Here is a 19936-nt window from a genome sequence, read left to right on the forward strand (position 1 = left end):
GTGCGAATGACAAGAGGGTTGAGCAATGGAACACGTGAACCACATCCTGATCGTCGACGACGATCGCGAGATCCGCGAACTGGTGGGCAATTACCTGAAGAAAAACGGCCTGCGCACCACCGTGGTCGCCGATGGCCGGCAGATGCGCAGCTTTCTCGAAGCCAACACCGTGGACCTGATCGTGCTCGACATCATGATGCCCGGCGATGACGGCCTGCTGCTGTGCCGCGAGTTGCGCTCGGGCAAGCACAAGGCCACGCCTATCCTCATGCTCACCGCCCGCAATGATGAAACCGACCGGATCCTCGGCCTGGAGATGGGCGCCGACGATTACCTGACCAAACCCTTCGCCGCCCGCGAACTGCTGGCGCGGATCAATGCCGTACTGCGCCGCACGCGGATGCTGCCGCCCAACCTGCTGATTACCGAAAGCGGCCGGCTGCTGCGCTTCGGCCGCTGGCGCCTGGACACCACCGCCCGCCACCTGCTGGACGAAGACGGCACCATGGTCGCTCTCAGCGGTGCCGAATATCGCCTGCTGCGGGTGTTCCTCGACCACCCGCAACGGGTGCTCAGCCGCGATCAGTTACTGAACCTGACCCAGGGCCGCGACGCCGACCTGTTCGACCGTTCCATCGATTTGCTGGTCAGCCGTTTGCGCCAGCGGCTGAAGGATGATTCCCGGGAATCGACCTACATCAAGACCGTGCGCAGCGAAGGCTATGTGTTCTCCTACCCGGTGGAATTGCTCGGCGCGGAGTCGTGAGCCTGGCTGACGACGGATCAATGTCCTCGATAAAGACTATGCGTCAGGGTGTTTTTTCATCGCAGTGCCCCAGCCCTACAGTGGCGACATCTTCTCCCCACTCTTCTGGAGCACATCATGAAAAGCATCATCGGTCTTGGTTTTGCCCTGTCGGTACTGGGCGCGACATCCGCCATTGCGGCTCCGCACGCCACGTCGACAGTCGTTGCGGCGGCTAAAGTCAGCCAGCCGGCATTGTTGAATGTGAATACCGTTGGCATTGACCGTAAAGACAGCCAACAGGCCAGACTCTACGTCGCGGAAAACCGTCCCGAGTTTGGTTCGAAGTATCAGCGTTATTGATCAACGGCGTTGTAATGCCTGAAACAGCCCCCCCTGTAGGAGCTGGCTTGCCAGCGAAGGCGTCCATTCAGTCAATGAATGTATCGATTGACCCACCGCTTTCGCTGGCAAGCCAGCTCCTACAAGGGATCGGTGTCATGCCCAAAAACGTTGATCGGTGTTCGAGCCCAAAAACCGGGCCCGCTACCCGCCAGTAACCAATCGAGCCGCAAGCGCCTTGGCCTGACTCGCCACATCCGTCACCGCGGTACTCTCCCACCACATCCCACGCAACGGCGGCCCCATGGCAAACAGTCGACGGGCAACCTGTCCATCGACGTCCAGCACCGCGCCATCAATCGCCGCCGCAATCCCCAATGCCAACGGCCCCGGCCGCACCAGCCCGCGAGCCAGCAACTGCTGGGGCAATGGCCGCGACACCCGCCGCCAGTCATACTCGATCCCGCTGGAATTGATCAACGCCGCACCACTGACGACAACCGTTTCAGCTTCACCACGACGACGGATGCGAATGCTCACTTCACCGCTGGCAGACGGCTCCAGCCCCTTGAACGACGCCGCCTGAATCCGCAACCGCCCTTCCCCATGCAGCCGCGCCACCAGTTCGGCACTCAACGGCGGTGAACGGTGATGATGGCTTTCCCACCACGGCCGCACATGCCGCACAAACTGCCGACGCTGCACGTCCGTCGCCAGACTCCACAAGCGCCCGATGTGCGCCCGCACCGTGTCCAGCGGCGCCTGCCAGTCGATACCCTGGGCGATGGCGTCCCGGCAATGCCGGCGCAGTTCGCGCACCAGCTGTCGCGGTGTGCGAATGCTCGGGTCCTCGGCAAGAAAATCCACCCAGGCCGGCGGTTGCCGACGTACGTGCGGCAGCAGCCCATGGCGCGAAAACACTTCGATCGGCCCGCGATGCCCGGCCTGTTCCAGCGACACCACGGCATCGACCATGGTCAGGCCCGAGCCGATGATCAACACCGTCGAATGTGGATCGAGCTGGCGCATGGCAGCGACATCCCACGGATCGAGCGCGGCGGCGTTCAACCCGCTGGATTCGGTCTGCGGCGTACGTGCGGCGGGAAACATGCCGGTCGCCAGCACCGCATAAGCACCTTGCAAGCGTTGCCCGTCACTCAAGGTCAGGCGCACCGAATCATCCAGGGTTTGCAGGTCGACCACTTCAGCCTGCACATGCTCGACCGTTGACCCATGCAACACGCCAACGGCCTGGGCCTCGGCCAGCCGCTGCTGCACGTACTCACCGAAAAGTCCCCGCGGCGGGAACAATTCGCTGACCGGCACATGCTGCTCATCGGCCTGCGGCCAGCCGCCGGCCGCGATGTACCCGGTCAGCCATTGGGTGAGGTCGTCGGCGTTGTCCGGGTCGACGCTCATGCGGGCCGCGTTGCCGTTGAGGGTATGGCCCAACTCGACCGCGCTATACGCCTCGCCCCGGCCCAGTTCGGCGCGGGGTTCGATCACCAGCACCGATCGTTTGCCGGGCAGGCGCAGCAACCGCGCCGCCAGCATCGTGCCGCTGAGGCCGCCGCCGACGATCAGGATGTCTGCAGTGCGCAGGGCGTCGGTCACCGGTCCGTTTGGGGTTTCGCTCATGCCGTTCTCGCTGGTCAGTGTTTGCTTGAATTGAATCGTACAAGTCGCCCCGAGCCGACATCACTTCGTTGCTGCCGAGCTGGACGACTATCTCGAAATCTCCTGGACGATAATAGGCGCCAAACCAATGGAAGATTTATCAAGCAGTACCAAAGTAGGACGTACGACGCCGATTACCTGTGGGAGCTGGCTTGCTCGCGAAGGCGGTGCATCAGTCGACACAAATGCTGAATGACACACCGTCTTCGCGAGCAAGCCCGCTCCCACAAGGGATGTGTGTTGTGTTGGCTAAGCGTCTACCCGGTGTTGATCGGCAAACGGTCAGATCACCACGTTCCTGATGAACCGCGCGGCCACCGCGCCGTCGTTGCGGTAGGCATGGGGCTGGTTGCTGGCAAACATATAGAACTCACCGGCGCCAATCGCGTGCGGCGTGTCGCCGAGCATCAATGTCAGGCAGCCTTCGAACACGTAGATCTGTTCGCTCCAGCCATCGGCATCGGGTTGCGAGGGGTAGATTTCCCCCGGTTGCAGGCACCATTCCCATTGCTCCACCTCGCGAGTGGCAGTGGCCTTGGACAGTAAGACGGCTTTGCTGCCGGGAATCGTACCGGCCCAGGCCACCTCGTTGATGCGACTGGGGTCGCGGGCGTCCGGCGCCTGGATCAGGTCGCTGAAGGCAACGTTCAGGGCTTCGGCCACGCGGTCGAGTGTGGTCAGGCTGACGTTTTTCTCGCCGGCCTCGATGGCCACCAGCATCCGTCGGCTGACCCCGGACTTTTCGGCCAGCGCGGCCTGGCTCATGTCGGCGGCATGGCGCAGACGCCGAACGTTCTGGCTGACATGTTGAAGGACCGAAGCCCGCTGCGTTGAATCTTTGTGCACTATATTGCTCACATGGTGGGGTTGGGCAGTATACTGCGCAACATTCGACGCATTGTGCGTCGCCCTCAGGTAGTGTGCAAGGTCATGACGTCGGTGAACTCCTCCCAGGTTTCTTCCCGTTTCTCACGGTTCAGCAAGGCCGAGTGCGTGCTGGTGCTGATCACCATGGTCTGGGGCGGTACCTTTTTGCTGGTCCAGCATGCGATGACCGTCAGCGGGCCGATGTTTTTTGTCGGCCTGCGCTTTGCCGCGGCAGCGATCATTGTCGCGTTGTTCTCCTGGCGGCATCTGCGGCAGCTGACCCTGTTCGAACTCAAGGCCGGGGCGTTCATCGGCGTGGCGATCATGCTCGGTTACGGCTTGCAGACCGTGGGCTTGCAGAGCATTCCCAGCAGTCAGTCGGCCTTCATTACCGCGTTGTACGTGCCCTTCGTGCCGTTGCTGCAATGGCTGGTGTTGGGGCGGCGTCCGGGGTTGATGCCGAGCATCGGGATCATGCTGGCGTTTACCGGGTTGATGTTGCTGTCCGGGCCTGCCGGGGCCGCTTTCAATTTCAGCCCCGGTGAAATCGCCACGCTGATCAGCGCCGTGGCGATTGCGGCGGAGATCATTTTGATCAGTACCTATGCCGGTCAGGTCGATGTACGCCGGGTGACGGTGGTGCAACTGGCGGTGACGTCGGTACTGGCGTTCCTGATGGTGGTGCCGACCCGGGAAGTGATTCCGGGCTTTTCCTGGCTGCTGCTGTGCAGCGCGCTGGGCCTGGGCGCGGCCAGTGCAGCGATCCAGGTGGCGATGAACTGGGCGCAGAAGAGTGTTTCGCCGACCCGGGCGACCTTGATCTATGCCGGTGAGCCGGTGTGGGCCGGGATTGTCGGACGGATTGCCGGGGAACGGTTGCCGGCGATTGCATTGCTGGGGGCGGGGTTGATTGTGGCGGCGGTGATTGTCAGTGAGTTGAAGACCAAGGGGAAGGTTGTTGCGCCTGAGAAAGAATTGGAGCAGGAGATCCAGGGTTAAGCTTCTGGATTTGTAGCGTCTGGTAGATAGTCTTCGCGAGCAAGCCCGCTCCCACAGTGGATCTCAGTGGTACTCGCATGCTGTGTTCGCTGAAGATCCACTGTGGGAGCGGGCTTGCTCGCGAAGGGGCCAGACCTGCCGAATACAGCCCTTCGAAACAATGAAAAACAGGATTTATCCGCCTACCTTGTAGGATTCTGCGACAGCTTGGCGTTTGGTAATCCGTGGGCTGGCACGTATGATGCTTCACAAACTTCCGCAGATTAGAAGCCTATGTCCCTGATAGTTCTACTGCTTCTGCCCTTTGTCGGCAGCTGTCTGGCCGCCTTGCTGCCACACAACGCGCGTAATACCGAATCCTTGCTGGCTGGCCTGGTTGCCTTGATCGGCACGGTTCAGGTCGCCCTGTTGTTTCCACAAATCGCCGATGGCGGGGTGATTCGCGAAGAGTTCTCCTGGCTGCCCAGCCTGGGCCTGAACTTCGTGCTGCGCATGGACGGTTTCGCCTGGCTGTTCTCGATGCTGGTGCTGGGCATCGGCACCCTGGTTTCACTGTACGCCCGTTATTACATGTCGCCGGACGATCCGGTGCCACGCTTCTTTGCGTTTTTCCTGGCGTTCATGGGCGCCATGCTCGGCCTGGTGATCTCCGGCAACCTGATCCAGATCGTGTTTTTCTGGGAGCTGACCAGCCTCTTCTCGTTCCTGTTGATCGGTTACTGGCACCACCGCGCCGATGCACGACGCGGCGCCTACATGGCGCTGATGGTCACCGGTGCCGGCGGATTATGCCTGCTGGCGGGGGTCATGCTGCTTGGCCATGTGGTTGGCAGCTATGACCTCGACAAGGTCCTGGCCGCCGGCGAACTGATTCGCGCACATGCCCTCTACCCTATCCTGCTGCCCCTGATCCTGATCGGCGCCTTGAGCAAAAGCGCGCAATTCCCCTTCCACTTCTGGCTGCCCCATGCCATGGCGGCGCCGACACCGGTCTCGGCCTATCTGCACTCGGCGACCATGGTCAAGGCCGGGGTGTTCCTGCTCGCGCGTCTGTGGCCGTCACTGTCCGGCAGCGAAGAATGGTTCTACATCGTCAGCGGCGCCGGCGCCTGCACCCTGCTGCTCGGCGCGTACTGCGCAATGTTCCAGAACGACCTCAAGGGCCTGCTGGCCTATTCGACCATCAGCCACCTGGGCCTGATCACCCTGCTGCTGGGGCTGAACAGTCCACTGGCCGCCGTGGCCGCGGTGTTCCACATTTTCAACCACGCCACGTTCAAGGCGTCGCTGTTCATGGCCGCGGGCATCATCGACCACGAAAGCGGCACCCGCGACATTCGCAAGCTCAGCGGCCTGGTCAAGCTGATTCCGTTCACCGCCACCCTGGCCATGGTCGCCAGTGCCTCGATGGCCGGGGTACCGTTGCTCAACGGCTTCCTCTCCAAAGAGATGTTCTTCGCCGAAACCGTGTTCATCAATGCCACGGCCTGGATCGAGTTGACCCTGCCGATCGTCGCGACCATCGCCGGCACGTTCAGCGTCGCCTATTCCCTGCGCTTCACGGTCGATGTGTTCTTCGGCCCGACCGCCACCGACCTGCCGCACACCCCGCATGAACCGCCACGCTGGATGCGCGCGCCGGTGGAGTTGCTGGTGTTCGCCTGCCTGATCGTGGGGATTTTCCCGGCGCAGGTGGTCGGCCCGTTGCTGGCCGCCGCGGCACAGCCCGTGGTGGGCGGCGTCTTGCCGGAGTACAGCCTGGCGATCTGGCACGGCTGGAACGCGCCGATGATCATGAGCCTGGTCGCCATGTCCGGCGGCATCGTGCTCTACCTGCTGCTGCGCAATCAGCTCAAGCGCGGGCGCTTCAAGTACCCGCCGCTGATCGGCCGGTTCAACGGCAAGCGTTTGTTCGAGCGCAGCCTGGTGATCAAGATGCGCCTGGCCCGGCGTCTGGAGCGGCGGATCAGCACCAAGCGCCTGCAAACCCAACTGTTCCTGATGGTGCTCGCCGCCGTGCTGGCCGGGTTGATCCCGATGCTCCACAGCAGCCTGAGCTGGGGCGACCGCCCGAAGATTGCGGGTTCGATCGTGTTCGTCACCTTGTGGCTGCTGGCGATTGCCTGCGCCCTCGGCGCGGCGTGGCAGGCCAAGTATCACCGGCTCGCGGCCCTGACCATGGTCAGCGTCTGCGGCTTGATGACGTGCATCACGTTCGTCTGGTTCTCGGCACCGGACCTGGCACTGACGCAACTGGTGGTCGAGGTGGTGACCACGGTGCTGATCCTGCTGGGCCTGCGCTGGTTACCGCGGCGGATCGAAGAGGTGTCACCGCTGCCGAGCACCCTGCGCAAGGCACGCATTCGCCGATTGCGCGACTTGCTGCTGTCGATCGCCGTCGGGGGCGGCATGGCGCTGCTGTCCTACGCCATGCTGACGCGCCAGACCCCGAACGACATTTCTTCGTTCTACCTCAGTCGCGCCCTGCCCGAAGGCGGCGGCAGCAACGTGGTCAACGTGATGCTGGTGGACTTCCGTGGCTTCGACACCCTCGGCGAGATCACCGTGCTGGCGGCGGTGGCGCTGACGGTGTTCGCCCTGTTGCGACGCTTCCGCCCACCGAAAGAAAGCCTGCAGTTGCCGGCCCAGCAGCGCCTGCTGGCGCCCGACGTGGTCACCGACCTGGTCAACCCGCGTCACGCCAGCGACACCGCGCTCGGCTTCATGATGGTCCCGGCAGTGCTGGTGCGCCTGCTGCTGCCGGTTGCCTTCGTCGTGTCGGTCTATCTGTTCATGCGCGGCCACAATCAACCGGGCGGCGGCTTCGTGGCGGGCCTGGTGATGTCGGTGGCGTTCATCCTGCAATACATGGTCGCCGGCACCCAGTGGGTCGAGGCGCAAATGAGCCTGCGTCCCTTGCGCTGGATGGGCACCGGGCTGCTGTTCGCCACCGTGACCGGGCTCGGGGCGATGGCGGTCGGGTATCCGTTCCTGACCACCCACACCTGGCATTTCGCTTTGCCGGTGTTCGGCGACATTCACATCGCGAGCGCGCTGTTCTTCGACATCGGCGTGTACGCCGTGGTGGTCGGTTCGACCCTGTTGATCCTCACCGCCCTCGCCCACCAATCGGTACGGGGTCACAAGACCGCTGCCTTGCCCCGAGCCGTTGCCACCGAAGGAGCCGTCTGATGGAAGAAGTCATCGCAATCGCCATCGGCGTACTGGCCGCGTCCGGCGTCTGGCTGATCCTGCGCCCACGGACGTTCCAGGTGGTCATGGGCCTGTGCCTGCTGTCCTACGGCGTCAACCTGTTCATCTTCAGCATGGGCAGCCTGTTCATCGGCAAGGAGCCGATCATCAAGGACGGCGTGCCGCAGGATTTGCTGCACTACACCGATCCGCTGCCGCAAGCGCTGGTGCTGACCGCGATCGTCATCAGCTTCGCCATGACCGCACTGTTCCTGGTGGTGTTGCTCGCGTCCCGAGGGCTGACCGGTACCGACCATGTGGATGGCCGGGAGCCTAAAGAATGAATCTGATGCCGCACCTGATCGCCGCCCCGATTCTGCTGCCGCTGCTGACCGCCGCGGTGATGCTGATGCTGGGCGAGAAACACCGGCCGCTGAAGGCCAGGATCAACCTGTTCTCCAGCCTGGTGGGCCTGGGCATCGCCGTGCTGTTGCTGCAATGGACCCAGGAAACCGGTGTGCCCGGCTCCATCGGCGTGTACCTGCCGGGCAACTGGCAAGCGCCGTTCGGCATCGTGCTGGTGGTCGATCGCCTGTCGGCGCTGATGCTGGTGCTGACCGGGATCATCGGCGTCAGCGCCCTGCTGTTCGCGATGGCCCGCTGGGACGGCGCCGGTTCGAGTTTCCACGCGCTGTTCCAGATCCAGATGATGGGCCTGTATGGCGCGTTCCTGACGGCGGACCTGTTCAACCTGTTCGTGTTCTTCGAAGTGCTGCTGGCCGCCTCTTACGGCCTGATGCTGCATGGTTCTGGCCGGTCGCGGGTGTCGGCGGGGCTGCATTACATCTCGATCAACCTGCTGGCCTCGTCGCTGTTCCTGATTGGCGCGGCGCTGATCTACGGCGTCACCGGCACCCTGAACATGGCCGACCTGGCGCTGAAAATCCCCCTGGTGCCCGAAGCCGATCGCGGCTTGCTGCACGCGGGCGCGGCGATTCTCGCCGTGGCGTTCCTGGCCAAGGCTGGCATGTGGCCGCTGAACTTCTGGCTGGTCCCGGCCTACTCCGCCGCCAGCGCGCCGGTGGCGGCGATGTTCGCGATCATGACCAAGGTCGGTGTCTACACCCTGCTGCGCCTGTGGACCCTGCTGTTCTCCGGCCAGGCCGGTGCGTCGGCGTACTTTGGCGGCGACTGGCTGATCTACGGCGGCATGGCGACCATCGTCTGTGCGGCGGTGGCGATCGTCGCCGCCCAACGCCTGGAACGCCTGGCCAGCCTGAGCATCCTGGTGTCGGCGGGGATCCTGCTGTCGGCCATCGGTTTCGCCCAACCCAACCTGATCGGCGCGGCCCTGTTCTATCTGGTCAGCTCGACCCTGGCCTTGAGCGCGCTGTTCCTGCTGGCCGAGTTGATCGAGCGTTCGCGTTCGGCCAATGAACTACCGCTGTTCGATGACGGCGACCTGCTGCCGCGGCCGCTGGAATCCCTGCAGCCGCCCAAAGGCATCAACCTCGACGACGAACAGAAAGCCGTGGTCGGCCAGGTGATTCCCTGGACCATGGCGCTCCTCGGCTTGAGTTTCATCGCCTGCTCGCTGCTGATCATCGGCATGCCGCCGCTCTCCGGGTTCATCGGCAAACTCGGCCTGCTCAATGCCCTGCTCAACCCGCTGGGCCTGGGTCAGTCCGGCGATGTACCGGTGTCGAACGCGGCGTGGGGCTTGCTGGCGCTGCTGATTATTTCCGGGCTGGCCTCCCTGATTGCCTTTTCGCGCCTGGGTATCCAGCGTTTCTGGACCCCTGAAGAACGGCCATCGCCCTTGTTGCGTCGCTTCGAATGCGTGCCGATCATCGCGCTGCTGGGCTTGAGCATCGCGCTCACGTTCAAGGCCGAGCCACTGCTGCGCTATACCCAGGCCGCCGCCGACGCCCTGAACAACCCGCAGCAATACGTGATGGCAGTGCTCGGCACTCGCGCCATTCCAAGCCCGGAAGCCAAGACCGCACTGGCCGAGGTGCAACCATGAAGCGTCTGTTTCCCGCGCCGTGGTTGTCCCTGGCCCTGGGGGTGTTGTGGTTGGTGCTGAACCTGTCGATGAGTCCCGGCAACCTGCTGCTGGGCGCGGTGCTGGGGTTCTGCGCGCCGTTGATGATGCGCAAACTGCGTCCGCTGCCGATCCGCATTCGTCGTCCCGGCGTCATCCTGCGCCTGTTCCTGCTGGTCGGGCGCGATGTGCTGGCGTCCAACCTCGCCGTGGCCTGGAGCGTGCTGAATGCCGGGCGTCGCCCACCGCGCTCGCGCTTCATCAAGGTGCCGCTGGACCTGCGCGATGCCAACGGCCTGGCGGCCCTGTCGATGATCTGCACCGTGGTGCCCGGCACCGTCTGGTCGGAGCTGGCGCTGGATCGCAGCATCCTGTTGCTGCACGTGTTCGATCTGGATGACGAAGCGTTGTTCATCCAGCACTTCAAGGCGACCTACGAGCGCCCCTTGATGGAGATCTTCGAATGAGCCCGTTGCTGTCGAACGCAATCCTGCTGAGCCTGTTCATCTTTTCCCTGGCGATGGTGCTGACCCTGGTCCGGCTGTTCAAGGGGCCTTCGGCCCAGGACCGGGTTCTGGCCCTGGATTACCTGTACATCGTCGCCATGCTGATGATGCTGACCCTGGGCATTCGTTATGCCAGTGACACCTACTTCGAGGCGGCGTTGCTGATCGCTCTGTTCGGCTTCGTCGGTTCGTTTGCCCTGGCCAAATTCTTGCTGCGTGGCGAGGTGATCGAATGAATATGCAACTGTCGCTGTGGGTCGAGATTCCGGTGGCGATCCTGCTGGTGCTCAGCAGCCTGTTTGCGCTGATCGGTGCCGTCGGGCTGCTGCGGATGAAGGATTATTTCCAGCGCATGCACCCGCCGGCCCTGGCCTCGACACTCGGCGCGTGGTGCGCGGCATTGGCCTCGATCATTTACTTTTCCGCGCTCAAGTCCGGGCCAGTGCTGCATGCCTGGCTGATTCCGGTTCTGCTGGCGATCACCGTGCCGGTGACCACCTTGCTGCTGGCGCGGGCGGCGTTGTTCCGCAAGCGGATGGCGGGGGATGATGTGCCGGCGGAGGTGAGCAGTCGGCGAACGAAAAGCGACACAGATCCCCTGTAGGAGCCGGCTTGCCGGCGAAGCTTTTCAGATCCAGGCCACTGCCAGCAATCCAGCCCCCAACACCACACACAACGGCGAATAAGCCCAGGTATCCAACCGGGCAAACCGCGAATCCTTGACCTGCTTGAAAAACCCCACCAGATTCGAATCGCCGATCGCCCGGGCGAACATCAGCATCGCGATGGCGCTGATCACCCATTGCAGCGCCCCGTGATGCACCCTGGGCAGATACAGCCCGACCCGCAGGCACACCAGCATCGCGATCAGCAGCAACCCGACCGCCACCAGCAGCGTGGCAAAGCCCGAAGGCTTGAACGCCGGTTTGGGCGGTGCGCCGCTCTCCCCGGGCACGCGCGGCACTGCAGCCTCACTGCCGATCTTGCCACCCGCCGCCCAGTACAGGTGGATCAGGCTGATCAACAGGAAGATGGCAGCCATCCATTGCGCAATAATCAGGCTCATGTTCAGACGTCCAGCGTGAAATGTCGCAGCAGGATGAACCTCCCTGAACGATTTTGTAAGGGTATTCGTGATCGGCGGTGGTAAAGTGCCGCTCCATGAAACTTGCGCGAACCGACCGCTCACTCATTGCCTGGATGCTCTATTGCTGCGTCCTGTTCAATGTGTTCGCCTGCAGCATCGGTCATGGGCAAATGGTCGGGGCGCAGCTCAACGGCCTCGGCGGCCAGTTCTGTACGGTCGACCCGGCCACCCAGGCGCCGGCCTCGTCCAACACCCCCGAAGGCAAACTGCCGACCCTGTCCCAAGCCTTCGGCTGCCCGCTGTGTTCCGCGGGAGGCATGGGCCCGGCGCTCAATTCCAGCGCGACCCTGGCGATCCTCCCCGAGCAACACAGCCCGCCCTTGGCCGTCATCGCCAGCGCCGACCTTCCTGCCCGCCTCACCTGGCCCTCGGCCAATCCTCGCGCCCCACCTTTCGCCTGAGTTTCCTTGCCTTTTTTGTTCAGCCCACTGCGCCAACGCGTGGCGTTTGCCTGTGCGCCGTTCCCTAGCCAAGCATTCAGGATTCATCGATGAAAACCATTTCTTTGTTGGCAAGCCTGTTCGGCTGCCTGTCCGTTAACGCCTGGGCGCAATCCACGGTCGAGCTCGCCCCCATCACTGTTGATGGAGAGGCGGCGGCTGAGCCGGGCCTGAGCCTCGATCAGTCCAGCGGCATGGCCTCGCGCCTGGGCCTGAGCCTGCGCGACACCCCGGCTTCGGTGGCGATCGCCAACCGCAACGACATCGAGCGCCACGGTGCGCAAAACTTCCAGGACGCCGCCAACACCTTGCCCGGCGTGAATGCCAGTGCACCGCCGGGCTTCGGCGGCTTCGTGTCCTACCGGGGTTTTACCAGCAGCCAGATCACCCAGATGTTCAACGGCATCAACGTCTCCGGCGGTCTCGCCCGGCCGGTGGATGCCTGGATCTATGACCGGGTGGAACTGGTCGGTGGCCCATCGTCATTGATCAATGGCGCCGGCGCCGTGGGCGGTTCGCTGAACTACGTGACCAAACTGGCCACCCGTGCCGAGCAGGCCGTCGAAGGTCGGGTCAGCTACGGCACTTACGACGCCACCGAAACCGCGTTCGGTCTCAACCACGCCCTGAGCGAGGCCGGCGCGAACGTGCAGCACTACGCCCGCCTGGACGTCAGCCACAACACCGGCAACGGCTACATCGACCGCCAGGAGCGCGATGCCTGGAGCGTGGCGTTTTCCCTGCTCAGCGACCTGACACCGAACCTGTCCCACACCCTGGCCCTGGAATATCAGGACGAGCACGAAGACAGCCCTTACTGGGGCACACCGGTACTCAATCCCAAGGCCGGCGAACTGAAAATCGACCGGCACAACCGCTTCAACAACTACAACGTCGAGGATGGCCGCTACGAACAACGGACGATCTGGGTCCGCTCGATCATCGACTACCGGATCAACGACAGCACCAGCCTGCGCAACACCCTCTATCACCTCGACAGCCAGCGCGACTACCGCAACCTGGAAACCTACCAGTACAACGCCGACAACAGCGCGGTGAACCGCTCCACGGCGTATCAGGTGCGACACCAGGGCGAGCAGAACGGCAACCAGTTCGAACTGCGCCACGACAACCGCCTGTTCGGCCTGGAGACCACCTGGTCCGGCGGTTTCGAATACAAGGTCAACCAGACCACCAATTCGCCGCTGAACGTCAAAGGCGCCAGCACGGTCGATCCGGACAATCTGCAGCCGGGGCATTTCTACGACATACCGGGCACCCGACCAGGGTTCGTCAGCGACAAGACCAACCAGGTCACCACCAAGGCCTTGTTCGTCGAAAACCGCCTGGCACTGACCGACAAGTTGGCGTTGCTGACCGGCCTGCGTTACGACGACATCGACCTGGACGTGACCAATCACCGGGAAGTGATCGCCAGCAATCCCCGGCACGTGAAACGCAGCTGGGAGCCGGTGACCGGTCGGGCCGGCCTGACCTACCAGTTCATTCCCGCCGCCAACGTCTATGTGCAATACAGCACCGCCGCCGAACAGCCCAATGGTACCCAGGACTTCGACGTATCCACCGGCAAGCAGTGGGAAGTGGGCAGCAAGTTCGATTATCTGGACGGGCGCGGGTCGGCGACGGTGGCGGCGTATACGATCGAGCGCAAGGACTTCGCGGTGACCGATCCACTGGACCCGACCCTTAGCATTCCAGTGGGGCAGCAGACATCCAGGGGCATTGAGTTGGCCAGTTCGTTGCGCATCACCGACAGGTTGCTGGCCGAGGGCAACTTCGCCTGGGTCGATGCCCGGTACGACGCATTCACCGAGAAGAACGCCGCAGGCGTGGTGGTTTCCCGCGAAGGCAATACACCGACCAACGTGCCGGACCGGGTCGGCAATCTGTGGCTGACCTATGACTTCGCGCGGCAATGGCGAGGCGGCATCGATGCGCGGTACGTGGCTTCGGTATTTGCCGACAGCGCCAATACCCTGACTGTGCCGTCATACACGCTGTTTGGCACATTCCTCAGCTATAAGGTCGATCAGCACACCACCGTCACTGGCCGCGTGCGCAACCTGACCAACGAGGTGTATGCCGAGTTTGCCCATGTGTCGCCGGCGTATTACCTGGGGACACCGCGGACCTTCGAGTTGGCAGTACAGACAAGGTTCTAAAGCAAAGGCAAAAGCTTCGTCGGAACGCCGCCCGGAGCAAGCCCACTCCCACATTGATATCTGTCGTACACAAAATTTGTGTTCGCAGGAGATCTAATGTGGGCGGGCTTGCTCGCGAAGGCGGCATCAGCTCACTGCATCACTTCAGTTCGGCAGCCACCTTATCCGCCACATCCTTGGGCACCCAAGCCCGCCACACATCCGGGTGCGCCTTCATGAACGCCTCCGCCGCCTGCCGTGGCGCGGTGTGTTTTTCGCTCATCTCGGCCAGGGCCTTGTTCAACGGGTCGATCGGAAAATCGACCTTGCTGAAAAACTCGGCAATCTGCGGGTACTGTTTCTGGAAGGGCGTGGACACGCCGATGGACAGTTTCGAGGCCAGCGAGCGCGTCGGTTTCGGATTCGGGTTATCGGCGTCGGTCAGGGTTTTCCAGGCGTCGGCATCGAACGGCGGCTCTTGCAGCTGAATCAGCTTGAAGCGGCCAAGCAATGGCGTCGGCGACCAGTAATAGAACAGGACCGGCTTGCCGCGGCGAATCGACGAACTGATCTCCGCATCCAGTGCCGCCCCCGAGCCGCTGCGAAAATTCACATAGCTGTCGTCCAGGCCGTACGCCTTGAGCTTTTGCTTGTTGACCACTTCCGAGGTCCAGCCGATCGGGCTGTTGAGGAAGCGCCCCTTGCCCGGGGTTTCCGGATCGCTGAACACGCCCTTGTATCTGGGCAGGTCGCTGACGCTGCGCAGGTCCGGCGCCAGTGGCTTGATGCCTCTGGCCGGGTCGCCCTTGATCACATACTCCGGCACCCACCAGCCTTCGGTGGCGCCCTTGACCGTATCGCCCAGACTCACCACTTTGCCTTCGGCCTCGGCCTTGACCCACACCGGGCTGCGACCGGCCCATTCCTCGCCAATGACCTGAATGTCATTGTTGGCCAGGGCGGTTTCCAGGGTGATGGTCGTCCCCGGCAAGGTATCGGTCGGCAAGCCGTAGCCCTTCTCGACGATGATCCGCAGGATGTCGGTGATCAGGCTGCCGCTTTCCCAGTTCAGGTCGGCAAAATGGATCGGCGCCTGGGCAGCGATCACCGGAACGGGTGAAGCCAACAAACCGAACGCGACCAGGGTGGCGGCCAGCAGCCGTCGAAATCCGTTCATGGTTTTGCACCTCGTGCTGTTCACAGCAATGGCAGGATGGCCTGGCAGAAGACCGCAAAGCCTCTGAATACTCAGTCAACTGACTGTAGTAGAGGTTCCTGCTTTCGAAGGCATTACTCGCTGGCCTTGAACGTCACCAGTTCACCCTTGCGCCATTTGGCAGCCTTGGCGGTAACGGCTTTAAGGGTTTTGGTCAGGCCCTCCTGCAACTGCTGGTGGGCAGCAAACACCATCACCACGCTGTGTCCTTCCTTGAACAGGATCCCGTGCCCGTCGACGCTGGTCACGAACGCGTAATCGCCCAGCCCGTAGACCGTCAGCTTGATATCGCGGAACTTGATGTCCAGCTTGCCGCCTTCGCGACTGGGCAGTACGGCGGCGCTGAAATGATCGCCGACCTTGAGTTTGAGCCCTGGCTTGTCGTCTACCACCAGCGCTGACTCGGTATCGATTTCGGCAATGTAAATGCCTTCAGCGTTCTGTTCGGTGATGTAGACGAAACGTGACTGGAACTGTTTGACCAGCTTTGCGCGCAAATCACCCAACACGAACAAGGCATGCATATCGAGATTACTTACTGCCAAGGAAACATCCCCACATCTGAAAATGATGCCGCACACGGAAAAAGCGCACAGCAGAAAAAAGCGGCAATGCCGAGGGTTTAGCCAAATGACCCGGTTGAAATCCTGAGGATGGCTGAGCGCTCATCCACCGCGAGGCGTGAAAAGACTACTGGAATGTCATTCGCGTCGTCCTGCCTGGCGTTCGTCAGAGGTTGAAGGAAAACGCCCTGCTAACGGTCAGAAAAAACGGATTACTAACTTTAGGGAAAAAACGCTAAAAAAAAAGCACTTTTCTGACATATCGCCAGCAAAAAATTGCTTTAGATAAACATCAATCGCCCACCAGTGGTGGTGATTCTAGAGCAGCGATGCTCACCGAGACTAGCCAAAACGAAGTACACGCGTCGGCAAAACTACGAAAAGGACTTCCCATGTGCACACTGACCCACTTCGCTCAACCTCAGCCATTCTACACCAGCGGCCCGGCGCCCCGGCCCCCGACGGTGTTCCCGCCCCATGACTTTCCCGCGCCGCCTCCTGTCGCACTGCGATTCCAGGTGGTTCTGGCGGGCAATGCCTTCTTCCATATCAAGGACATCGCCACGGGCCATGTAAGGGGTTTCCGCGGCGACCATAACGAAGCCTGCGCCCTCGCCCGCGCCCTAGAGTCACGCATTTGACACGCCCCCGACCTTCACCCCCCTGGACGTTTCGTCATGCCGGCGACTTAACTCAGCCGCCGGCAGGCAACTACTGCCATACTGGCCGATCAAACGAACCGCAACCCCAGGGCGGGCGGCGTTCCACACCATAATATTTCCAAGGGAAGGCGGCTACGTGACGGAATTTGATATCGGTGAATTTTTTATCCGGGGCGAAGCCAGAGAGGTCGAAGGCGAATTCCAGGCAGTCATTATCATGCGCGCCAAACCACCGCTGACCACCGTGACCTATCACCAGGTCGAGAAGGATCGCTGGTTCAAGACCTCCGACGTCGCCGCCATCGCCGCCCAGGAAGCCGCCAAAGCCCTGAAGCTTGCCGTCGATGAAGGCGCATTGAAAGCCTGATCAGCCGTTTGCAGTCTATGCTCATCCCTGCTTTCGAACATCGCTATCGAACTCCTGAAGCGCGGCTCCCTCAGATGCAATGAAGCCGCACCTCAGATCTCGCATCCGCGTGACCAGTAAGGAGATGAAGATGGATTCACCTACACACGACTTGAAAGGCTTGTTCGACCAACTCGGCCTGGATTCCACCGAGAAAGCCATCGACGATTTCATCGCCAGCCATTCCCCGCTGCCCGATGACAAGAAACTCATCGATGCCGAGTTCTGGACACCGCAGCAAGCCGGCTTCCTGAAAGAGCAATTGCGCGAAGACGCGGATTGGGCGCGGGTGGTCGACGACCTCAACCTGCGCATGCATCAAGTTCACTAGCCTTTGATTCAATGCAGGCTGTCGGGTGTTCCGGCGCTCAATTGCGCCAGCCAGGCAGCCCTGCACTCTTGCGCCTCTTCGCGACTGGAAAACGCCGTCCCCCGGCGCTCGCCATCCAGCAGCACCACCCAGCAGACTCTCTGACCCATCGCACGCAAGCTGGCGGGCACACCGCTGCCAATCATCACCGCTACATCGACCCTGCCTTGCATGCTGACCTCGTGAATTTCATTAGCCACCTAACTATGTAGGCAGAATAATGAGTCCATTCACAAAGAAACAGTCACAGGCGTGCACATCTTTTTTGCGCAACAAGTAACAATAAGATGCTCAGCGCGGCTTTTCCGGCTGGTAGCCCAGGCGCAGTCCACCCCAGTGCCGGCCCTTGAGCATGATCGGCACCGAGAGATCGTGCATCAGCTCACCGGTGTCGCGGGTATAGGTTTGCAGCAGCACGGCCTGTTGATGGCTGCCACAGCGCAGCCCGGTGCGGTCGGCGAACTTGCGTTTGGTGCGGTTGTTCAGGCTGTCGACCTGCGCGTCGCCGGTCAATGGCTGGCTGAAGGCCTTGTTATGGGTCGGCACATAGCCTTGCTGGGTGCAGGCAATGGCGAACACCAGGCCTTCATGGCGCGGCAGCAACGATTCCTGGATCGCCGGCAGGACCTGATCGGTGTAGCGATCGAAACGGGTCTGGTATTTGGCCGGGCTGGTGTTGGGGATCGTCTGGTAATTGCGATCGAACAGGTCGTCGAGGCTGACTCGGCCTTCGTCGATATCCGCTTCGAAACGCGCCGCAATCCGGCTCGCGCCTTCGCGGGCCAGGTCATAAATGCGCTGGTGATAGTCATCCAGCCCGACTTCGGCCAGACGCTCGCTGATGGTTTCGGCCTGACCCTCCATTTGCACGGCCGCCTGGGCCAGGCGGCGGGTCTGTTGGTCGCTGACCGCCAGATCGCTGCGCATCTGTTCGATGGCGTGGAACAGGCTGTCGAGTTGCTCGCGGTTGGTCTGCGCACCCTTGGCGATGTCCCCCACCTGGCTTTCGACGCCTGCCGCCAGACGCGCGATGTTGTCCAGATGCTTGCCGGTGTGCTCGACCTGTTCGACGCCGGTGTCGAGGTCACTGGACAGCTGGCGGATCTGCTCCACCACTTGCGCAGTGCGCTGCTGGATATCGGCGACCATCTCCCCGACTTCGCCAGTGGCGATCGCCGTGCGCGCGGCCAGCCCGCGAACCTCATCGGCCACCACCGCAAAACCGCGACCGTGCTCCCCGGCACGGGCCGCCTCGATTGCCGCGTTGAGTGCCAGCAGATTGGTCTGACTGGCGATCGACTGGATCACCAGGGTCACCCGCTGGATCTCGTCGCTGCGCAGGCTCAGGGCTTCGATCAGCTCCCGGCTGTTACTGGCGCGCTGGCTGAGCTGATGCATGCGGGCAATGGACTCGATCAGCTCCGTGCGCCCTGTCGCGCTGCTGCGGTGAGCCTCGCTGGCCGCACTCAGGGCTTGGTGGCTGAGGGTCGAAGTGGCTTGTTCGGTGGCGATCATCACTTCGGCATTGCTGACGATCCGCGCGGCGGCACCGAGTTGCGATTGCAGCCTGTCGGCCAGTTGCTTGACCGAATAGGCGACGCCGGCGGCCGACAGTGCGTTATGACTGGTGGTGTAGGAAAGATCGCGAGTCAACTCGCCAAGGGCGTCGGCGTTGTCGGCAGGAGGTTGGGTGATGGGTCGCGAGCGCAGGCGCGGCAGCCAGATAATCAGCACGGCCAATGGCAGGCCAAGATAAAGCGAGCCGCCACCCAGCGCCATGCCACACAACAGGAGCATCAGGGCGATGCTTTGCAGGGTCGGCGTGAGCCACTGTTTTTTCGGCAGAAGTACGGCTGCGGGCACTGCCGCGGCCAGAGACCCGTCTTGCGTCATCGTTGTCACCCCATGCAGCTTCTAATTGTTGTGTCCGCATTAAACGCCACTACAAGGCCATTATCTATGGTCCGTTAGTCGTGGGCGTTGCAGCAGATCAATAGAAGTGCGCGGGGTTTTTCGCAGACGTCGAAAAGCATCGCGGGCAAGCCCGCTCCCACAAGGTATGCATTGAACCTGTGGGAGCGGGCTTGCCCGCGATGGGGGCGCTACTGAATCGCGCTACTGAATCAGGCCTGACGCTGGTGCTTGTCGATCTGCTCGTGACGCTCTTGAGCTTCGATGCAGTACTTGGTGGTCGGGCTGATCAGCAGGCGCTTGAGGCCAATGGCCTCGCCGCTGTCGTCGCACCAGCCGAAGCTGTCTTCCTTGATGCGCTCCAGCGCCTGTTCCAACTGAGGCAGCATTCGCTGGTCGCGATCGATCGCGTTCACCAGCCAGGTGCGCTCTTCTTCGACAGACGCAGCGTCAGCCGGGTCGGCCGGGGTATCCAGGCTCTCGATGGCGATGCGGTTCTGTTCGATGCGCTCGTGGGTTTCGACTTTCATGTTCTGCAACAGCTCGGAGAAAAAAGCATGTTGCTCGGCATTCATGTAGTCATCCGCCGGCATGGCCAGCAACTTGTCCTTTGTCATTGATTTCTCTATAAAAAAACGTGCATTAAGGCGAATAAGGGAGCGTTCCGGCGGACCTGGTCGGTCAGCG

22 protein-coding genes are annotated in these 19936 nt (G+C 62.1%); 14 read left to right on the forward strand and 8 right to left on the reverse strand.

What is annotated here, in order from left to right; genetic code table 11:
• The first annotated feature begins 25 nt into the window (after positions 1-25).
• Positions 26-766, forward strand: coding sequence for a response regulator (locus ELQ88_RS21365; protein ID WP_138967580.1), 741 nt, complete (start codon positions 26-28; stop codon positions 764-766).
• Between the two features lie 117 nt (positions 767-883).
• Entirely contained in the window at positions 884-1108 is a 225-nt protein-coding gene (locus ELQ88_RS21370; protein WP_138967582.1) for a hypothetical protein, read from the forward strand.
• Positions 1109-1291: 183 nt separating this feature from the next.
• On the opposite strand, the gene ELQ88_RS21375 is transcribed toward ELQ88_RS21370, so the two are convergent.
• A complete protein-coding gene (locus ELQ88_RS21375; RefSeq protein ID WP_138967584.1) occupies positions 1292-2725 on the reverse strand; it encodes an FAD/NAD(P)-binding protein in 1434 nt (477 codons plus the stop codon).
• A gap of 321 nt (positions 2726-3046) precedes the next feature.
• Positions 3047-3610 (reverse strand): XRE family transcriptional regulator, encoded by a 564-nt coding sequence (locus tag ELQ88_RS21385; protein WP_128872114.1) that lies wholly within the window; start codon positions 3608-3610, stop codon positions 3047-3049.
• Between ELQ88_RS21385 and ELQ88_RS21390 the strand changes: the two genes are divergently transcribed.
• The 7 genes from ELQ88_RS21390 to ELQ88_RS21420 all read left to right on the forward strand — a co-directional run bounded on the left by ELQ88_RS21390 (position 3605) and on the right by ELQ88_RS21420 (position 10976).
• Positions 3605-4630, forward strand: coding sequence for a DMT family transporter (locus tag ELQ88_RS21390; protein WP_138967586.1), 1026 nt, complete (start codon positions 3605-3607; stop codon positions 4628-4630). The two genes, ELQ88_RS21385 and ELQ88_RS21390, sit on opposite strands and share 6 nt — an antisense overlap.
• A gap of 273 nt (positions 4631-4903) precedes the next feature.
• Positions 4904-7822 (forward strand): monovalent cation/H+ antiporter subunit A, encoded by a 2919-nt coding sequence (locus tag ELQ88_RS21395; protein WP_138967587.1) that lies wholly within the window; start codon positions 4904-4906, stop codon positions 7820-7822.
• Positions 7822-8166 carry a Na+/H+ antiporter subunit C gene (locus ELQ88_RS21400; protein WP_007986256.1) on the forward strand — a complete coding sequence of 115 codons (345 nt, stop codon included), beginning with the start codon at positions 7822-7824 and terminating at the stop codon, positions 8164-8166. The genes ELQ88_RS21395 and ELQ88_RS21400 overlap by 1 nt, the downstream gene beginning before the upstream one ends.
• A complete protein-coding gene (locus tag ELQ88_RS21405) occupies positions 8163-9848 on the forward strand; it encodes a monovalent cation/H+ antiporter subunit D (protein WP_138967589.1) in 1686 nt (561 codons plus the stop codon). The genes ELQ88_RS21400 and ELQ88_RS21405 overlap by 4 nt, the downstream gene beginning before the upstream one ends.
• On the forward strand, positions 9845-10333 hold the full coding sequence (locus tag ELQ88_RS21410; RefSeq protein WP_138967591.1) for a Na+/H+ antiporter subunit E: 489 nt from the start codon (positions 9845-9847) through the stop codon (positions 10331-10333). Before ELQ88_RS21405 ends, ELQ88_RS21410 begins: the two co-directional genes overlap by 4 nt.
• Positions 10330-10608, forward strand: a complete 279-nt coding sequence (locus ELQ88_RS21415; RefSeq protein ID WP_128872117.1) for a K+/H+ antiporter subunit F — start codon at positions 10330-10332, stop codon at positions 10606-10608. The genes ELQ88_RS21410 and ELQ88_RS21415 overlap by 4 nt, the downstream gene beginning before the upstream one ends.
• The gene (locus tag ELQ88_RS21420; protein ID WP_128872118.1) at positions 10605-10976 is read left to right on the forward strand and encodes a Na+/H+ antiporter subunit G; all 372 of its coding nucleotides are present in this window, start codon (positions 10605-10607) and stop codon (positions 10974-10976) included. The genes ELQ88_RS21415 and ELQ88_RS21420 overlap by 4 nt, the downstream gene beginning before the upstream one ends.
• Before the next feature lie 24 nt (positions 10977-11000).
• On the opposite strand, the gene ELQ88_RS21425 is transcribed toward ELQ88_RS21420, so the two are convergent.
• Positions 11001-11438: a DUF3995 domain-containing protein gene (locus tag ELQ88_RS21425; RefSeq protein WP_138967593.1), complete on the reverse strand. Its 438-nt coding sequence runs from the start codon at positions 11436-11438 to the stop codon at positions 11001-11003.
• 95 nt (positions 11439-11533) lie between these two features.
• Here ELQ88_RS21425 and ELQ88_RS21430 point away from each other — a divergent pair, with 95 nt between their 5' ends.
• Together ELQ88_RS21430 and ELQ88_RS21435 are read left to right on the forward strand one after the other, a co-directional pair.
• Positions 11534-11920 (forward strand): DUF2946 domain-containing protein, encoded by a 387-nt coding sequence (locus ELQ88_RS21430; protein WP_138967595.1) that lies wholly within the window; start codon positions 11534-11536, stop codon positions 11918-11920.
• Positions 11921-12009: 89 nt separating this feature from the next.
• Positions 12010-14142 (forward strand): TonB-dependent receptor, encoded by a 2133-nt coding sequence (locus tag ELQ88_RS21435; protein ID WP_138967597.1) that lies wholly within the window; start codon positions 12010-12012, stop codon positions 14140-14142.
• A 139-nt stretch (positions 14143-14281) separates the two neighbouring features.
• Here ELQ88_RS21435 and ELQ88_RS21440 read toward each other — a convergent pair whose 3' ends face one another.
• Together ELQ88_RS21440 and ELQ88_RS21445 are read right to left on the reverse strand one after the other, a co-directional pair.
• Positions 14282-15298: an ABC transporter substrate-binding protein gene (locus ELQ88_RS21440; RefSeq protein ID WP_138967599.1), complete on the reverse strand. Its 1017-nt coding sequence runs from the start codon at positions 15296-15298 to the stop codon at positions 14282-14284.
• Between the two features lie 113 nt (positions 15299-15411).
• Positions 15412-15861 (reverse strand): hypothetical protein, encoded by a 450-nt coding sequence (locus ELQ88_RS21445; protein WP_178084769.1) that lies wholly within the window; start codon positions 15859-15861, stop codon positions 15412-15414.
• Positions 15862-16292: 431 nt separating this feature from the next.
• Here ELQ88_RS21445 and ELQ88_RS21450 point away from each other — a divergent pair, with 431 nt between their 5' ends.
• The 3 genes from ELQ88_RS21450 to ELQ88_RS21460 all read left to right on the forward strand — a co-directional run bounded on the left by ELQ88_RS21450 (position 16293) and on the right by ELQ88_RS21460 (position 17299).
• The gene (locus ELQ88_RS21450; RefSeq protein ID WP_138967603.1) at positions 16293-16541 is read left to right on the forward strand and encodes a hypothetical protein; all 249 of its coding nucleotides are present in this window, start codon (positions 16293-16295) and stop codon (positions 16539-16541) included.
• 157 nt (positions 16542-16698) lie between these two features.
• Positions 16699-16929, forward strand: coding sequence for a hypothetical protein (locus ELQ88_RS21455; RefSeq protein ID WP_033057642.1), 231 nt, complete (start codon positions 16699-16701; stop codon positions 16927-16929).
• 130 nt (positions 16930-17059) lie between these two features.
• Positions 17060-17299, forward strand: coding sequence for a DUF2789 domain-containing protein (locus ELQ88_RS21460; RefSeq protein WP_128870127.1), 240 nt, complete (start codon positions 17060-17062; stop codon positions 17297-17299).
• A gap of 8 nt (positions 17300-17307) precedes the next feature.
• Here the strand turns inward: ELQ88_RS21460 and ELQ88_RS21465 are convergent, their stop codons facing one another.
• From ELQ88_RS21465 to ELQ88_RS21475, 3 genes are all read right to left on the reverse strand, one after another.
• Positions 17308-17511 carry a hypothetical protein gene (locus ELQ88_RS21465; RefSeq protein ID WP_128870126.1) on the reverse strand — a complete coding sequence of 68 codons (204 nt, stop codon included), beginning with the start codon at positions 17509-17511 and terminating at the stop codon, positions 17308-17310.
• A gap of 118 nt (positions 17512-17629) precedes the next feature.
• Positions 17630-19231: a methyl-accepting chemotaxis protein gene (locus ELQ88_RS21470; protein ID WP_138967605.1), complete on the reverse strand. Its 1602-nt coding sequence runs from the start codon at positions 19229-19231 to the stop codon at positions 17630-17632.
• 230 nt (positions 19232-19461) lie between these two features.
• Positions 19462-19866, reverse strand: a complete 405-nt coding sequence (locus ELQ88_RS21475; protein ID WP_007907888.1) for a TraR/DksA family transcriptional regulator — start codon at positions 19864-19866, stop codon at positions 19462-19464.
• Positions 19867-19936: the final 70 nt, after the last annotated feature.

Source organism: Pseudomonas sp. MPC6 (assembly GCF_006094435.1).
GTDB lineage: Bacteria > Pseudomonadota > Gammaproteobacteria > Pseudomonadales > Pseudomonadaceae > Aquipseudomonas.

Bases quoted from the DNA above. Each gene is read 5' to 3' on its own strand.
- ELQ88_RS21470 (WP_138967605.1), bottom strand. From the start codon at position 19,231: ATGACGCAAGACGGGTCTCTGGCCGCGGCAGTGCCCGCAGCCGTACTT.
- ELQ88_RS21440 (WP_138967599.1), bottom strand. From the start codon at position 15,298: ATGAACGGATTTCGACGGCTGCTGGCCGCCACCCTGGTCGCGTTCGGT.
- ELQ88_RS21465 (WP_128870126.1), bottom strand. From the start codon at position 17,511: ATGCAAGGCAGGGTCGATGTAGCGGTGATGATTGGCAGCGGTGTGCCC.
- ELQ88_RS21420 (WP_128872118.1), top strand. From the start codon at position 10,605: ATGAATATGCAACTGTCGCTGTGGGTCGAGATTCCGGTGGCGATCCTG.
- ELQ88_RS21460 (WP_128870127.1), top strand. From the start codon at position 17,060: ATGGATTCACCTACACACGACTTGAAAGGCTTGTTCGACCAACTCGGC.
- ELQ88_RS21435 (WP_138967597.1), top strand. From the start codon at position 12,010: ATGAAAACCATTTCTTTGTTGGCAAGCCTGTTCGGCTGCCTGTCCGTT.
- ELQ88_RS21410 (WP_138967591.1), top strand. From the start codon at position 9,845: ATGAAGCGTCTGTTTCCCGCGCCGTGGTTGTCCCTGGCCCTGGGGGTG.
- ELQ88_RS21445 (WP_178084769.1), bottom strand. From the start codon at position 15,861: ATGCATGCCTTGTTCGTGTTGGGTGATTTGCGCGCAAAGCTGGTCAAA.
- ELQ88_RS21450 (WP_138967603.1), top strand. From the start codon at position 16,293: ATGTGCACACTGACCCACTTCGCTCAACCTCAGCCATTCTACACCAGC.
- ELQ88_RS21400 (WP_007986256.1), top strand. From the start codon at position 7,822: ATGGAAGAAGTCATCGCAATCGCCATCGGCGTACTGGCCGCGTCCGGC.
- ELQ88_RS21365 (WP_138967580.1), top strand. From the start codon at position 26: ATGGAACACGTGAACCACATCCTGATCGTCGACGACGATCGCGAGATC.
- ELQ88_RS21425 (WP_138967593.1), bottom strand. From the start codon at position 11,438: ATGAGCCTGATTATTGCGCAATGGATGGCTGCCATCTTCCTGTTGATC.
- ELQ88_RS21395 (WP_138967587.1), top strand. From the start codon at position 4,904: ATGTCCCTGATAGTTCTACTGCTTCTGCCCTTTGTCGGCAGCTGTCTG.
- ELQ88_RS21370 (WP_138967582.1), top strand. From the start codon at position 884: ATGAAAAGCATCATCGGTCTTGGTTTTGCCCTGTCGGTACTGGGCGCG.
- ELQ88_RS21415 (WP_128872117.1), top strand. From the start codon at position 10,330: ATGAGCCCGTTGCTGTCGAACGCAATCCTGCTGAGCCTGTTCATCTTT.
- ELQ88_RS21475 (WP_007907888.1), bottom strand. From the start codon at position 19,866: ATGACAAAGGACAAGTTGCTGGCCATGCCGGCGGATGACTACATGAAT.
- ELQ88_RS21405 (WP_138967589.1), top strand. From the start codon at position 8,163: ATGAATCTGATGCCGCACCTGATCGCCGCCCCGATTCTGCTGCCGCTG.
- ELQ88_RS21375 (WP_138967584.1), bottom strand. From the start codon at position 2,725: ATGAGCGAAACCCCAAACGGACCGGTGACCGACGCCCTGCGCACTGCA.
- ELQ88_RS21430 (WP_138967595.1), top strand. From the start codon at position 11,534: ATGAAACTTGCGCGAACCGACCGCTCACTCATTGCCTGGATGCTCTAT.